The sequence below is a fragment of the Amorphus sp. 3PC139-8 genome, assembly GCF_040750475.1.
Classification (GTDB): domain Bacteria; phylum Pseudomonadota; class Alphaproteobacteria; order Rhizobiales; family Amorphaceae; genus Amorphus.
Window position 1 is genome coordinate 113,389 of sequence record NZ_JABJVY010000003.1, and the last position, 16,401, is coordinate 129,789.

Annotated in this window: 7 protein-coding genes; 3 read left to right on the forward strand and 4 right to left on the reverse strand. The window is 66.3% G+C overall.

All coding sequences use genetic code 11. The features are described 5' to 3' along the window. Window positions 1-14 precede the first annotated feature (14 nt). The 3 genes from HNS03_RS04485 to HNS03_RS04495 all read right to left on the reverse strand — a co-directional run bounded on the left by HNS03_RS04485 (window position 15) and on the right by HNS03_RS04495 (window position 4,755). Entirely contained in the window at window positions 15-1,646 is a 1,632-nt protein-coding gene (locus tag HNS03_RS04485) for a GMC family oxidoreductase (protein WP_367193435.1), read from the reverse strand. Window positions 1,647-1,660: 14 nt separating this feature from the next. Beyond that, window positions 1,661-2,392, reverse strand: coding sequence for an isochorismatase family protein (locus HNS03_RS04490; protein ID WP_367193437.1), 732 nt, complete (start codon window positions 2,390-2,392; stop codon window positions 1,661-1,663). 227 nt (window positions 2,393-2,619) lie between these two features. Beyond that, window positions 2,620-4,755, reverse strand: coding sequence for a glycoside hydrolase family 3 N-terminal domain-containing protein (locus HNS03_RS04495; RefSeq protein ID WP_367193439.1), 2,136 nt, complete (start codon window positions 4,753-4,755; stop codon window positions 2,620-2,622). Between the two features lie 104 nt (window positions 4,756-4,859). On the opposite strand from HNS03_RS04495, the gene HNS03_RS04500 reads away from it, so the two are divergent. Genes HNS03_RS04500 through HNS03_RS04510 form a run of 3 tightly spaced genes read left to right on the forward strand, consistent with a single transcriptional unit; the run spans window position 4,860 to window position 9,360 of the window. Next, on the forward strand, window positions 4,860-6,665 hold the full coding sequence (locus HNS03_RS04500; RefSeq protein WP_367193441.1) for an ABC transporter ATP-binding protein/permease: 1,806 nt from the start codon (window positions 4,860-4,862) through the stop codon (window positions 6,663-6,665). Further along, window positions 6,662-7,960, forward strand: coding sequence for a glucoamylase family protein (locus HNS03_RS04505; RefSeq protein ID WP_367193442.1), 1,299 nt, complete (start codon window positions 6,662-6,664; stop codon window positions 7,958-7,960). Before HNS03_RS04500 ends, HNS03_RS04505 begins: the two co-directional genes overlap by 4 nt. Beyond that, window positions 7,948-9,360 carry a glycoside hydrolase family 15 protein gene (locus HNS03_RS04510; protein ID WP_367193443.1) on the forward strand — a complete coding sequence of 471 codons (1,413 nt, stop codon included), beginning with the start codon at window positions 7,948-7,950 and terminating at the stop codon, window positions 9,358-9,360. Before HNS03_RS04505 ends, HNS03_RS04510 begins: the two co-directional genes overlap by 13 nt. 271 nt (window positions 9,361-9,631) lie before the next feature. On the opposite strand, the gene HNS03_RS04515 is transcribed toward HNS03_RS04510, so the two are convergent. Further along, window positions 9,632-16,297, reverse strand: coding sequence for a hypothetical protein (locus HNS03_RS04515; RefSeq protein WP_367193444.1), 6,666 nt, complete (start codon window positions 16,295-16,297; stop codon window positions 9,632-9,634). Window positions 16,298-16,401 lie beyond the last annotated feature (104 nt).

Here is a 16,401-nt window from a genome sequence, read left to right on the forward strand (position 1 = left end):
GACGTCAAATCCAACTATGAGGTGTGTTCGCCGTTCTTGCCGAGAATGACGTCGGCTGCCCGATCGGCCATCATGAGCACGGCCGCGTTGATGTTGCCGCCAACCAAATCCGGGAATGCGGAGGCATCCACGACCCGCAGCGAGCGGGCGCCGCGCACGCGAAATTCCGGATCGAGAACCAGGTGGTCCCCTTCTCCGCCGCCCATGCGACAGGTGCCGGCCGGGTGATGGGCCGTCGCGGCTCGCTGCATGATGTGCTGGTTCAGTCCGTCGGGCGTCCAGTTATCGGGTCCGGGCTCCAGTTCGCGTCCGACGAAGCCACGCATGGCCGGCTGGTTCGCGACATCGCGGGCGATCGCCAGCCCCTCCGCGATCACGCGCTTGTCGTTTTCGCTCTGGAGCAAACCTTGCCGGATCCGCACCTTGTCGCGCGGGTCCGCCGAGCGCAGCGCGATCCTTCCCCGGCTTTCGGGCCGCAGCACAACGGAGCGAATCGCGAAGCCATCGACAAAGGGCTTTCGGATCCCTGGAAACCAAGGTCGTGCCTCGATCGGCACTGCACGGAAAATGAGCTGGACGTTGGGCACCGCGCCGGCGGACGGAGTCCTCAGAAAAGCGGCCCAACCACTCGGCAGATCGGTCGCGAAGCCTTTACCGAAGAGATAGGCCTCAGCCAAACTGAACGTCAGGCGATCGGCGCGCATGTGGCGCACGAAAGGTCCAGGATCGGCGCGCTCATATTCGACCGCGACGCTCCCGTGATCCTGCAAATTCTTTCCGACACCAGGCAGAGCGATGCGGGTGTCGATCCCGTGCCGACCAAGCTCCGCTGGGTCGCCGATCCCCGACAACATCAGGAGCTGCGGCGTATTCATCGCGCCGGCTGACAGAATGATCTCCCGCTCGGCGCGCACCACCTCCGCCCTGCCCCGCCGCACGACGGACAGCGAGACGGCGCGATCGCCCTCAAAGCCAATCTTGGTCGCGAAGACACCGGTAATGACGTGCAAATTTGCCCGCTCCAGGGCCGGGCGCAAGAATGCGTCGGCCGCACTGCAGCGGCGCCCGCTACCGATCGTCGATTGGAGGACCCCGAAGCCTTCCTGCCGCTCGCCATTATAGTCGTCGGTCCGCGGATAGCCGGCCGCTTCCGCGGCCTCCAGGCAGGCGGCGGCCAGGGGGTCGCCGTAGGTCGCGGGCGAGGTGCGCAGCCCGCCGCTACCGCCGCGATAGGCGCTTTCGCCGCCCGCCCAGCGCTCCTGGCGCTTGAACACCGGCAGCGCGCGCTCGTAGGCCAGCTCCGGCAGGCCGTAGCTTGCCCAGCGGTCATAGTCCGCCCGATTGCCGCGCACATAGGCCATCGCGTTGATCGACGAGGAACCGCCGATCACGCGCCCGCGCATGCATTCCATGGTGCGCCCGCCAACCGCCGGATCGACCTCGGAATCGTAGCCCCAATCGTGCAGCCGTCGCTGCATGATCTGGCCCCAGCCAATCGGGATTTTAATCCAGGGATCCCGGTCCCAACCACCCGCTTCGAGGAGGAGAACGGAGGCCTCCCCGCCCGCCGACAGCCGATCCGCCAACACGCAGCCCGCCGAGCCGGCCCCAACGATGATGTAGTCGAACGTTGTCCGCCCCGACATCGCGCGCGCCGCCCTCACCTGCGAGGCAGGTTGGGAAACAGATCGTCAGAGAGGCAGCCGGCATAGGCATGTACGGCATCCGCCGTCACCACGTCCGCGTACTTGCAATGGAGGTCGAAAAGGGTCACGGCATGGCTCGCCTCGCACCGATCGAAGCAGCCGTCTTCAACGACCGTACAACGCAGGTTGAGGCTGAAGGCGTCGATCACGGTGGCGCGCACGCAGCCGCTGGTCGTACAGCCGGTGACGATCAGGCTGTCGCATCCCAAAAGGTTGATGTAGCTCGCCAGATTCGTTCCGAAAAACGCACTCGGCTTCTGCTTGAGAACGACAATGTCCTGAGACTGGGGCGCCAGCTCGTCGACGATTTCGTTAGCACCGCGATCGCCGGCCGCGGGTGCCGAACTTTCGCTCACCCGGTTGTTCTTCCAGGCCCAACTCCCCGAATCCCAACTATCGGCACGACCAAAACCGGTCGAGTAGATCACCGGAAGGCGCTTGGCGCGAAACGCGTCGGTGAGCTTGCGCACCACCTCGATCGCCGCCCAGCTCTCTTCGCCGCAGGAGTTGCTCCACCTTTTGATCGATTGAAGGATCGGCTCCGGCCTGTCGCCCGTGAACCCGTAGCTGATGTCGACGACCAGCAAGGCGGGCCGCGCGCCGAAGCCGGCCGAAGTGCCGTAGCCGGCCGCTTCCAACACCTCTCGGTCCCGCTCCGTCAGAAACCGATCCCAAATCCGGGCCATGCCACCTCCTCCGCCGACAAGCCGCCATTAGCCCAAACGGTATTTCAATTTTAGCACTATTACCAGTTTTTAAACGAATCCCCAAAACTGAAAATGCCCTTCAATTTGAGAAGCGATGACCGCGCCAATTGGCTTGATCCGGTTCAGGCTCTGCCGTGCGGTCGACGGAAACCGGACGCGCCCTGCACATAGCCAAGGCGCGCGCTCCTCGGGGATGGCCCTCGGACCTAACGACGAAGCTGAACGGTGGTGCGCAGGAGGGTAGCGGCATCCGCGTTTCGTCCGACCGCGATCTCAAACGTGCCCGGTTCCAGGCACGGCGTGAGATCCGGCCCCAGGAAGCCGAGATCGGCAACCGGCAGGCGGAACTGCAGCACGTCCCGCTCGCCGGGGTCGAGCGCGACGCGGACGAAGTCCTTCAATTCGAGGAGCGGACGCGCGATGCTCGCGACCAAATCTCGGACGAACAGGAAGACGGTGTCCTCTCCGGCGCGATCGCCCTCGTTCACCACAGCGACCGACACCTCGATGGTGTCGACCGACCGGTACTCTTTCGGTGTGACCTGGAGCTGCTCGATCCGGAATCGGCCGTAGGACAGGCCGTGACCGAAGGGAAACTGCGGCGCTACGGGCGCATCGAGATACTTGCTGGTGTAGAAATCCACCGGGTTGGCGGGGCGGCCGGAGGGGCGCTGGGCATAGAAGATCGGGATCTGGCCCACCCCGCGCGGCCAGGTGACCGGCAGGCGGCCGCCCGGATCGACGCGGCCGACGAGCACGTCGGCGATCGCGTGCCCCGCCTCCGCACCCGGAAACCAGGCCGCCAACACGCACACGGCCCCCGCAAACAGCCACGGCGCGACCAGCGGCCGGCCGGAGAAGAGCACCACCACGACCGGCTTGCCGGTGGCGATCACGGCCTCCGCCAGTCGGCGTTGGGCCTCCGGCAGCGACGGATCGGCCCGACTTGCGGCCTCGCCGCTCATGGTCGCCGCCTCGCCAAGACAAAGCACGACAAGCTCCGCTTCGGCGGAAAGCGCAAGCGCCCGAGCGCGTGCATCCGCGTCCTCCGTCTCGATGCCGCATCCGGATGCCGTAAGAACCCGGCAGGCCGGCAACGCCGCCTCCAACCCTTCGACCACGGTGACCGGATCGTCCTCATCACCTGCCGCCGACCACGGCCCCCGCATCTCGGCCCGTGCCGCGGCCAGCGGGCCGAGAACCGCCACGCTTTTAAGATCGCCTGTCAGCGGCAGCAGATCGTCGTCATTTTTCAAAAGCACGAGCGAGCGGCACGCGGCCTCGCGCGCCAGGGCCCGCCGATCTGCGGCGACACTTGCCGCCCTCCGATCGATCCGACGGTAGGGATCCTGGAACAGCCCGAGCCGACGCTTGAGCTCCAGCACCCGGCGCACCGCCGTCTCGATCTCGGCAAGCTCGACGAGACCGCGCTCGAGGGCTGCCGGCAGTCCACGCTCGTATGCGAACCCCATCATGTCGATGTCGACGCCGGCCTTGAGCGCAAGCGCGGCGGCCTCCGCAAGGTCGCCCGCGACGCCGTGGGCCATCAGCTCGGCAATCGCGTGATAGTCGCTCACGACGATCCCGTCGAACTCCGCCTCGCCGCGCAGCCAGCCGGAAAGCAGGGGCGCATGCGCGGTCATCGGGACGCCCGCGATGTCGTTGAAGGCCGGCATGATGGCCGCGGCGCCCGCCTCGATCGCCGCTTCGAAGGGCGGCAAATAAACTTCCCGAAGCGTGCGCAGGGAGATATCGACCGAGGCATAATCGCGTCCGGCTGTCGCCGCCCCGTAGGCGCAGAAGTGTTTTGCCGTCGCCGCCACCCGCGTCGGATCGGCCAGCGAACCGCCCTGGAAGCCGCGAACCTTGGCAGCGGCGAAGCGCGACGCCACGAGCGGATCCTCGCCCGGGCCTTCCGCCATCCGGCCCCAGCGCGGATCGCGGGCGATGTCGAGCATCGGCGCGAAGGTGAGATGCAGTCCGTCTTCGGCGGCTTCCTCCGCCGCCACCCGCGCCGTTTCTTCCCAAAGCACGCGATCGAACGCCGCCGCTTCCCCGAGCGGGATCGGAAATATGGTTCGGTGGCCGTGCACCACATCGAACCCTAGAAGCAGCGGGATCTTCAGCCGGCTTTCCTTCGCCGCGATCCGCTGGATGGTCGCCGTTTCTTCCGCATGCCAGAGATTGAGCAGGCTGCCCGCGCGCCCCTCGCGCACCCGCGCCTTCGGATCCTCCACCACGCCGCCGGGACCCGTGACCGTCGCTCCCGCCGCGTCCATAGTGAGCTGGCCGAGCTTCTCCGAAAGCGTCATTGCGGAAATCAGCGCATCGATGTCAGTCACTGCCCGTCCTTTGCGATATCTCGGATCGGCCACGTTCTTTCCCTATTGGCATTTTCGACCAACGTCGTCGCAATGACCGCCCCTCGCCTGGGAGCCCGCGTACCATGACCGATGCGCCCGAAGCGCTTGCCGTGCCGCCCGCTGCTCCCCGCTGGAGTGAGTTTCGCCCGCAAGTCGTCTCGATGTTTCGCGCATTCCTCGTCTCGCCGGTGAAACGCCCGATATTATGGCTCGTTGCGGGACTGGTCGGCGTGATCCTGTTGACCGTCTACGGCCAAATCCGGCTGAACGCCTGGAACCAGCCTTTCTACGACGCCCTCTCGGACAAGAATTTCAGCCAGTTCACCCGACAGCTTGGGGTGTTCGCAATTATCGTTGGCTCGCTCCTGGTGCTGAACGTCTCGCAGCGCTGGCTCAATTTGATGCTGAAGCTGAAGCTGCGCAAAGGCCTCGTCCAGGAGCTGTTCAATCAATGGCTGATGCCCGGCCGCGCCTTCCGCATCGCCGGCGCCGGCGAGATCGGCACCAACCCGGATCAGCGCATCCATGAAGACGCCGAACACCTTACCGAGCTGACCACCGATCTCGGAGTGGGATTGTTTCAGGCAAGCGCGTTGCTGGTCAGCTTCATCGGCGTCTTGTGGATCCTTTCCGAAGACGTCGTGTTCCAGATCGGCGGCAACAGCTTCAAGATTCCCGGCTACATGGTCTGGTGCGCGCTCATCTATGCCGGCACCGCCTCCTATATCAGCTACCGCGTCGGCCGGCCGTTGTTCACGCTCAACGCCCAGCGCTACGCCCGGGAGGCGGAGTTGCGCTTCGCCCTGGTCCGCCTCAACGAGAATATCGACGACGTGACGCTCTCGCGTGGCGAAGCCGACGAAAAGCTCCGGCTGAACCGGGAGCTGTCCGACGTGCTCGCCATGATGCGCCGCATCGTGACCGCCCAGACGAACCTGACATGGGTGACGGCCGGCTATGGCTGGTTCACCCTGATCGCCCCGATCCTGGTTGCCGCACCCGGCTATTTCGGCGGCGACCTCTCGTTCGGCCAGCTCATGGTGGTCGTGGGCGCGTTCAATCAGGTCCAGCAGTCGCTGCGCTGGGCCGTCGACAACTTCTCCACCATTGCCGATTGGCGCGCGACCTTCGGCCGTGTCGCCAGCTTCCGCGAAGCGGTGATGACCATGGACCGTCTGGAGGAAGGAGAGGCCGACGCCATCAGCTATGTCGAAAATCCCGACAACCGGATGGTCATCGACGAGCTCCGGGTCACCACGCCGGCCGGCACCATCATGCTCGACCAGCCACACGTGGAGATCCATGCCGGCGACCATGTCCAGGTCATCGGCGAGTCGGGTTTCGGAGGCCATTTCCTGTTCCGGGCGATCGCGGGGTTGTGGCCGATGGGGTCCGGACGGATCGGCCTGCCCGCCGACGACGAGATCGCCTTCATGCCCCGCCGGCCCTATACGCCGCCGGCGATGCTCAGGGCGGTGCTCGCCTACCCGTCCGCACCGGACACGTTCAGCGATGCCGAACTTGCGGGCGCGTTGGAAAAGGTCGGGCTGACGCGCCTCCAAGGCTCGCTTGACCGCGACGCGCGCTGGGACAGGGAGCTTGCCCACGAGGAGCTGCAGTGCATCGCCTTCGCCCGCGTGCTTCTGCACCGGCCACGATGGATCGTGATCGACCAGGCCCTGCGCGGCCTGGAAGAGCGCGGCAGCAAGCACATCCTGGAGGCGTTGCGCAACGAGCTGCCGCAAACGGCGATCATCAATATTGGCCGCACCGATGCGGACGGCTTCTTCCAGCGCACCCTGCAACTTGTCCGCGACCCCGAAGGGCCGCGCTTTTCCGCCGCTGAGGCCGCGCTTGCCACGCAAGAGACCGAAGAGGAAGAGCCATGATGCATGCGGCCGCCCCCGATCCGACCGGTCCGGACGAGGACGCGCTGGAGTTCGTCCAGCGCGAAACGTTCCGCTTCTTCTGGGAAGGCGCTCACCCGACGAGCGGGCTGGCGCGGGACCGTTGCCTCAATTCCGCCGATCCGGCTCCCGACGACGACCTCGTCGCCATCGGAGGATCCGGGTTCGGCATCTTCGCAATCGTCGTCGCCACCGAGCGGGGATGGATCGACCGGTCCGCCGCGCTGGAACGGCTTTCGAGAATGGTGTTCGCCCTGGAGACGGCGCGCTCCCACCATGGCGTGTTTCCGCACTTCATGAACGGGCGAACCGGGGAGACCATCCCGTTCGGCCCCGAGGACGATGGCGGCGATCTCGTCGAGACCTCTTTTCTGATCCAGGGGCTTTTGACGGCGCAGCGCTATTTCGACAGGCCGGACGCGACCGAGACCGATCTTCGCACCCGCATCACGAAGCTCTGGCACGACGTGGAATGGTCGTGGCATACCCGAGGCGGCCAACCGGTGCTGACTTGGCACTGGAGCCCCAACCACGGCTTCCGCATCAATCACGAAATCCGCGGTTGGAACGAGTGCCTGATCACCTATGTTCTGGCGGCGGCCTCGCCGACCCATCCGATCGCGCCCGAGGTCTATCATCACGGGTTCGCGTCCAGCCCGACCTTCGCCAATGGCCGGACCTATTACGGCGTCGAGCTGCCACTCGGGCCTCCCCTCGGCGGACCTCTCTTTTTCGCGCACTATTCCTTTTGCGGCCTCGACCCGCGCGGGCTGAGCGACCGCTACGCCGACTATTTCGCCCAAAACATTGCCCACACGCGGATCAACCACGCCTATTGCCGCGAAAATCCCGGCGGCCACCGCGGTTACGGCGACGCGTGCTGGGGACTGACGGCAAGCGACGACCCGGACGGCTATGTCGCCCACGCACCGGACCGGGATACGGGCGCGATCTCGCCCACCGCGGCGCTTTCCAGCTTCCCCTATGCTCCCGATCTCGCGATGCGGACGCTCAGACACTTCCTCTATGAGCGGGGCAGCCAAATTTTTGGCCGATACGGCTTCGTCGATGCTTTCTCGGACGATCGCGACTGGGTCGCCGACACTTTTCTCGCCATCGACCAAGGCCCGATCATCGCGATGATCGAGAACCATCGAAGCGGGCTGCTCTGGCGTCTGTTCATGAGCGACCCGGATGTGCAGCGTGGACTTGCCCGGCTCGGGTTTGAGAGCCCACATCTTTCGGGGAAGGAGGCTGCGGCGCCGTGGACGAGCTGACGAGCTGGCTGGAACGTCAGCAAGAAGTGTCGCGCGCAGCGATAAGGGCGGCGATCTCGCGCACCGATCTCGTCCACGCCCGGCCCGGTTTCGGTTTCGAGGTCCGGCCCAAGCCGGGCTCCGTGCTCGCCTCGCCCGTTTCGGCCCACTACGACCCTGACCCGGACTATTTCTTCCATTGGTTCCGCGACGCGGCCGTCGTCATGGAGGCGCTGCGCTTCACCACCGAGCGCGGGACCGCTGCCGCCCACCGCGCCTTTCGCGACTATGTGCACTTCAACAGCGCGCTCCTGGAGATCGAGGGCGCCGAGGTCCGCCTTCCTGCCGCCGATCCCGCCCACCAGCGCTTTCTGCGCCCGGCCGCTGAACTCGCCGCGGTTCGTGGCGAGACCGTCGCAGCGGAGTCCCGGGTCAACCCGGACGGTACGCTCGACGTCACAAAATGGGGGCGTCCACAAATGGACGGTCCGGCGCTGCGCGCATTGTCGCTGCTCAGATGGTGGCCGGAAGCCGATGTCGCGTGTCACCCCGACCTGCTCCGCATCGTCGAGGCCGACCTGCGTCTCATCTGCGCGCGGCGCGATGAACCGAGCTTCGACATCTGGGAGGAAGAGGCCGGCCGACACTATTATGTCGATCTGATTCAGGCTCAGGCGCTTCGTGAGGGCGCGGCCCGGCTCGGCGCGCTGGGTGTGGGCGACACCGAGCTGTTCGCGAACGCGGCGACCACCCTCGAAACCCGGCTTGACCGCTTTCGCACGGACCATGGCACCTGGTATGCGAGCCGCCTTTCGGCTCCCGGAATCACCCCGGCCAAGCGGTTGGACATGTCCACGATCTTCGCCGTCCTCCATGCCGGTCGGACGCACGGCCCCCACAGCCCGCTCGATCCGATCGTGCAAGGCACCATGCTGCGGCTGCAAGACCACTTCGCGTCCGCCTACCAGATCAATCGCGAGGGTTCCGACGCTCGCGGACCGGCCATGGGCCGCTATCCCGGCGATCGCTATGTCAGCGGCGGGGCCTTCTATTTCTCAACGCTTGCCGCCGCCGAATTCCATTTCCGGCTCGCCGCCCGCGTCGCGGACGGAGCGCCCCTCGTCGCGGCCGCCGCCAATTTCGACTTCTTGCAGCGAAGCATCGGCAACACGGCGATATCGGTCGGCGACGATGTCGCCAACGGCAGCGGCCGAACGTCGGCGTGCGTCGTCCTCGTCCGACGCGGAGACGCCTTTCTTGAGACGGTGCGAGCGTTTACGCCGGCCTCTGGCGCGCTGTCGGAACAGTTCGACCAGACCGACGGACACCAGACCTCGGCGAAAGACCTCGCCTGGAGCCATGCCGCGCTCCTGACGGCGGCGGCTTGGCGTCGCCGGGCCTGCCAGCAGCTTCCGGACTGACTTTGGATGATTATCGCCCGTCCCCAATAGAGCGTTTCCAAGGCCAAGTGGAAACCGATCGGCCGTCCGGAAACGCGTTGAAACAAGAACTCAGGCCCGCTCCGCGCATCCGAGAAAAGCAGAACGGGTTGAGGTTATGACCCTAGAGCCTGTCAGCGTTTCACGGAAACACCGATCGGTTCTAACCCTTTGTTTTGACGCATGTCCGGATGGCCAACCGGTTTCCACTTGGCCTGGACATGCTCTAGCGATCTTTCGCGCCAACGATCGCTTAGAACTCGAAGCCGAAGCGCAGGGATCCGGTGCCGGACTGATATTCGTCGCCGAGCTTCAGGCCGAGTTCGAGCCGGGCTTGGAGACGATCGGCCCGTGTGAGTTGCACCCCGAGATCGAACTGGCCGAGCAAGTTGGGCACATCGCTCTCAATTTCGAACGTTCCCGCGCTTGCCGGTGCGCCCTTCAGGCTCGCTTCGGTGGTCCAGGTGTCATTGGTCATCGCGACCACACCGGCGCCGGCATAGGGCCGGACCACCCATTCCTGCCCGAGATCGAACCGTCCACCGACCTCCAGATAAGGCGCGAACGCGACGGTGGTCTCGTTCTGGGCACGCACATCCATGGTGACGCCCGTCGGGCCGCTCTCCCCGTAAGAGGGAACGTGGGCGTACAGCAGATCCACATCTGCGCGCGGGCGCAGATACCAGTTCGCGAACGGCACCTCGTACTGGACCCGGGCGCGGGCGCCCGCCGTCAGGACATTGCTGCTGCTCGTCACGAGTTGGCTCGGGCCGTAGATGCTCACCCGACGGTGGTTGTCGTACCAGCCATAGCCGAGGTTGCCGCCCAGGCCGAAATACCAGGCTTCCCGCACCCGCTTCACCGCCAGCGAGGCGTCGAAGCGCTGACCGTCGCTCCCGGCGCCGAGGCCGTCGGCATCCGCCGACGTGGTCGAGTAGGCCGCACTACCACCGACGAACCAGTCCGGCGCCACCTCCCCCTGACCGCCCGCCCGCAGGGTGAAGACGTCCTCCTTATAGCCTGGAGTGCCGGTGGAGGTGCCGTGGCGGGTCAGCCCGCCTTCGGCCTTGCCCCAGATGCAGGACGTTTCGCCGAGGAGCGTGTCGTCGCCCACGAACACCGGACAGGAGAACGCGCCGTCGAGACCGATCCGGGTGGCGAGCGCCTGATCGTTGGCGTGGACGGACAGCGTTTCTCCGGAGATGTCGTCGAGGGCGGCGGCGTAGTCCGTCCCCGTATAGAGGTCGGAGAGCGCGCCATAGAGCGGCGCCAAGCTGTCGGAGCCGCTGGCGTCCCAGGTCCGCTGCAGATAGGCCGCCAGCGAGGCCTCGTTGGTCGTCAGCGCGGCCCCAGATGGGGTGAAATCGGCATTCGGCGAGATCGTAAGGTTAGTCGCGCCAAACGTGGCCGACCAGTCGAACAGCAGCGAGGCGGCAACGCCCGTGAAGCCTTCGTCGATGAGAGACCCCGCCTCAAGCACGGTGTAACTGCCCGGCAGCAGGTTGGAGGACAACGTCTTGATGCCCCCGCCGACATCCGCTTCGCCGGCGACCTGAAGCAAGTCCGCAGTTTGAGGTCCGAGCGCATTGATGTCGACGGTGAGGATGCCGGCACCGGTCTGCTCGAAGTCGCCGCCGAACGCAGAGGTTGCGACGTTGCGATCGCCGCCGACGGACAGCGTGCCGGCGTTGATCACGGCGCCGACGTCGATCACGGGACCGCTGGCGAAGAAGCCGGTGTTGCTGAGTGTGTTGTTCGCGAAGCCGGTGTTGGGGCTCGAGCCTTCGTAGAGACCGATGCTGCCGATCAAGTCACCCTGGTTGGTGACCGCGACCCAGGAGGCCAGGGCCAGGATCGCCATTCCGGAAACTCCATCGGCGGTCGAGACCGAACCGCCTGCCTCGATGGTGATCTGGTTGGCCGGGGTTCCCGTGTCGACGTTGGCGGAGGTGAGGCCGCCCGAAACGAGAATGCCCGCGGCACTCGAGCCGACGCCGCCCTGGACAGTGCCGGAGACATCGATCGTGATCTGGCTCTGCTGCTCGATCGTACCGATGCTCTGCGCCAAGATGCCGACCGCGCCGCTTCCGCTCGCGGAAATCGTGCCGCCGGTCTGGGTGACGGTGATCGTCCCACCCACGCCGTACGCCGTGCTTTGGGTCGATCCGAGATCGCCGCCGAGCACCGTGAACCCGTTGACGCTGAGGCCGCCGCTGTTGCCCGCAGCACTGGTCTGAACGACCAGACCATGGGCATTGGTGCCCGAGGTGGCGATGTTGCCGGCAAGATTGACAGTGATGTCACCGCCAGAGGCATTCCAATCGTCGACCACCGGCAGGACGTTCACTCCTTCAAAGCTCAAGGACAAGGATGGGTCGCCGAAGAAGCCGCCGCCTGCCCCGATCGACTGGGCAAAAATGCCCCACGCCCCATCGCCGTAGGTTGTCACCGAAGCGCTCTCGCCGAGGGTCAGAGCGATCGCACCCCCGTTGCCGGTCTCCGATACGCTTTCGAACGACACGTCGGAGATATTGTCGTTCGAGCCGACGGCGAGCCCACCGCCCCCGCCTATCGACTGGGCGACGATACCCATCGCACGCGCGCCGCCGGTGACGATGCGACCGGCGCTTTTGTCGATCGTGACGGTATTGCCAGCCCCATAGATTCCCGAGCTGCCCTTGAACTCGATGCCGATATCGAGACTTACGGTCGCCGCTGAGAAGGATTCAGAGGTTCCAGAAAGACTGGTGTTCAGACACTGGCTGGCCTTGACGCCAAGGTTCGAATATTGCGGCGAGGAATTGGTGCACCCCGCACCGGCTACGCCGCCGCCACCGCCGATGGACTGGGCAAAAATGCCATACGCATCGTCGCCGACCGCGGTGATCTGGCCGGACTCGCTCACGGTGACCGCACCGCCGGAGTTGCCGTCGCCTCCGGCCGCCGAATAGCCGGCTCCGATACCCAGCGTGCCGGAAACACCTGGCGTCCCGTCACCGCCAACACCGCCGCCACCGCCAACCGACTGCGCCAGGATCGCATGCGCCCCGTAGCCGGCGGTGGTGATCGCCCCGGAGTTGGTGACCTGAACGGTCCCGCCAGTACTGCCGGCACCTGCGACGCCCCCGACGCTGACATTCGCACCCAACGACATGCTGAACGAGCCGCTCGTCGCGGCCGCGATATGGCTGCCGACGGCGTTAAAGTCGGAGTTGATCTTGGCCCACGTCGACGAGGTGTTCGAGGTCGCGGAGCCACCATTGCCGCCACCACCACCGATCGATTGCGCCTCGATGCCATAAGAGCGTTGCCCATAGGTGGTGATCGAGCCCGTGTTCGTGACGGTGACGTCGCCGCCCCCACCGCCCGCGCCGCCCTTACCGCCGACATCCACGGAGGCGGAATAGGAGATCGACAGTGACGGCGACTGGGTCAGCCCCTTCTGTGCGACTGATTTGACGGTGTTGATGAACTGGCCGTTGAAGCCGAACGTCGTGGCCGGGTCGGTCCCGCCGCCCGTTCCGCCTCCCCCTCCGACGGACTGGGCGAAAATGCCGATCGCATCGCCGCCGGTTGCGACCACGGTCCCGTCCTCCATGGTGTAGGAGCCGCCCGTGGTGATGGTGCCGTCATTGGTGACGGTGACGGCGCCACCATCGTTGCCACTGCCGCCATTGCCGCCAACACTGACGTCGAGCTTGATCTTTCCGGCACCGCTGCCAGCCGAACTGCTGCCGGCATTGCCGCCGCCGCCGCCGATCGACTGGGCATGGATGCCGTGGGAGGACGAGCCGGAGGTCAGGATCGTGCTTGCCGACAGGTTGCTGACGGTGACCGCGCCACCGAGGTTGCCGGTGCCCCCGCTGCCGCCCACGGAAGCCGACGCGGAAAACGAGACCCCGGTCCCATTGGTGAGGAGATTGCCCAGGCTTGCGGCGGATGTCGATGCGTTGCCGGTCCCGCCGGCGCCGCCGCCACCGCCGACCGACTGGGCCTGAATGCCGATCGCGTTGTCGCCGTAGGTTTCGATGGCTCCGTCGCAAGCGGTGCAATTCGTCGAAGCACCGTTGCTAACCGTCAGCTTGCCGCCGGACCCGCCGGTGGCGCCCGACCCGCCGAGGGCCACGGACAGGTTGATGTCCCCGATCCCGCCCTGCAGCGAATAGGCGGCGGCGGTGGAATCGCCGCCGGCACCGCCACCTCCGCCGACCGAGTGCGCCAACAGGCCCACGGCGCCGTCGCCGGCCGTCTTCACGGTGCCCGTGTTGGTGAGCGTGATTTCCCCGCCATCGCCGCCCGCGCCACCTTTCCCACCGTGCGCGAAATCGACGGTGATGGTCGGAATGTCGGTGCTCGGAAACCCTAAGGACCGGGCCGTGGCAGAGCCGCCGGCCCCGCCGCCGCCGCCGATCGATTGCGCCAGAACGCCGTGAGCGTCGGCGCCATTGGTCTCAGGGCCACCTCCGGAATAGGCATAGGCGGTGCTGCCGGCGTAGCCCGTCAGGATGGATCCGGTATTGGTTACCGTGATCGCACCGCCGTCGCCGCCGTTGCCGCCGGTTCCGCCCAGCGCCAGCGCGACGGTGATCACGCCGGCGGAGTAAGCAGACGCAGCGCCGCCGGAGCCTCCGCCGCCGCCGACGGAATGGGCCACCACACCCCAGGACTGGTCAGCGGCAGTCGTGATCAAGGTGCCGTTGCTGACGGTGATGGTACCGCCACTGCCACCACTGCCACCGCCGCCGCCAACCGCCATCGACAGCATCAAACCGAAGGACTCGGCGGAGCCGCCGTTGCCGCCGCCGCCACCGACCGATTGGGCGATCACGCCAGCGGCGGAGGTGCCCTCCGTCATAACGCCCCCGGTGTCGGCAAGCGTCACCGCGATGTCGCCGCCAGCGCCGCCGTTGCCGCCCTGGCCGCCGACAGCCGCAACCAGCCCCCACGAGTTCGCACCATTGCCACCGCCACCGCCGACGGATTGCGCCAGGATACCGATCGCCGTGTCGTCTTTGGTGGTGACCCGGCTCTCGCCGGAGGTCTTCACCGTCACCGTGCCGCCGGATCCTCCGCCAGAGCCGTCGGCATCGAGACCGCCGAGGAATGTCGCTGCGCCGGAGGTCCCACCGCCACCGCCGCCGATCGATTGGGCAACGATCCCGAAGGCCGCATAGCCGCCGCCGGATCCATCGCCGGTGGTGACGCTGCCAGAGTTTACCACCGAAACAGCGGCGCCGTTGCCGCCTCCGCTGCCTGTCGTCTGGCTGCCGAGTGAGATGGCGGCGGTGTTGCTCTCGATGTTGAGAAGACCACCACCACCCCCGACCGATTGGGCCAGGAGGCCGTGCGCGGCGAGGCCGAGCGTGGTCACGCTGCCGGTGTTGGTGATGGTCGAGCCGCTCCCATCGAAGCCGCCAAAGCCGTCGGCGACGTTGCCCAGAACGTTCGAAGCGGAGGTGTCGGCATTGGTGACGATGCTTGCGCCGCCGACACTGACCGCCGCGACACCGATCGCCATCGACCCGGAGGTCGTAACCGTTCCGTTGTTGGTGACGCTGACGGAGCCAGGTGACCCCGGAAAGGCCGAGTTGACCGCCTGGGTCTCGAACGGAGCGATATCGCCGATCGAGCCCGCGCTGATCGCCAGGACGCCGATCGACAGCCCGTTGTTCGCGTCCGTCGTGTCGATCGTCGCCCCCTCGTCGACGGTAACGGTCACCGGGCCGCCGCTTCCCTCCCAGGTGTTGTCCGCATCACCGCCGGCGCTGATCGCCATGACACCGATGCCGATGCCATCACTCACGCGCACGATGCCGCCGCTTTGGATGCCGACGGTGACCGGTCCACCGTTGCCGGCGCCGGACGCCTGCCCCCCGCCGTAGCGGTTGTCGAAATCCGAGGTGCCGCCGATCGAGAGCGCCTCGATCCCGACGGCCTGCGGCGCGCTCACGGAAATGCTGCCGCTGTTGGTCACCGAAACAGTGCCGCCATCACCGCCCGCGCTGGCCGCCCAGCCGTCCCGGTTGCTGCCGACACCGCCCTCAGAGATCGCGAAGATCCCGTGTGTCGAGATACTCCCAACGTTCGTCACCGAGATCGTGCCGGTGTTGGTGACCGTAATACTGCCGCCAGCGCCGCCGGTCCCGGCATGATCGACATTGTCGGTCTTGTCGGCATAGCCGGCACCGCCCAGCGAGAAGGCTCCGATGGCGTTGAGCGCAATGGGAATTGTGGTCGAGCCGTAGGGGACGTATGCGCCCGAGCCACCGACGGTGATCGTTCCGGAGTTGGTGATGGTGATGTCTCCGCCGGCACCTCCGTCGAAGTTGGGATCCTCCGAGTTCTTCGACTTTTCCGAAAACCCCTCCGCCCCGATCGACAGGCCGACGAGCGCGCCGCCGCCGTAGGCGATGTAGTCGGGCGCGTCATCGTATTGCCCTGCCGGAGGCGCGAAGTAGATGTCGCTGGCAATCGCGTTTTCCCAGGTGATGTCGGCGGAGCTGGTGATCGTCACGCTTCCCCCGCTGACATAGGCGGGCGGCGCCGTCGCATCGTCGCTGACGTTGAACCCCACGGCACCGGTTACGCCGAACGTGGAGAAGGCGTAGCCATAGGGCGTCCCGGCGATGGCCCCGGTCCCGGAAACCGTTATGTCCATGGTCGCGGGCGGCCACTCCGGGTTCACCCGGCCGTTGGTTACCGTGAGGTAGCCCGCGTCCGCCGATCCGGCGTCGACCGAGCAGTTGAACCCCCAACCGGGCTGGTCGTAGTTCCAGCTGTTCGGATCACAGCCTGATACTGCAACGAACGCGATCGGATCGAAGGCTTGCGGACTATCCGCTGTCGCCGACGAAACCGTCAGCCCGATCGACCAGACCGCGAGCCCTGCGCTGGCCGCAGACACCATCGATATCCGCACGCTTCCCCCTCCCCCACTTCCGCCAAAAGCCGAAAAAACACCACGTGCTCCTCGGCTCGCCCCTTCATGCGGATAAGTCTGCCGTCATGGGCAGTCATTTGTTT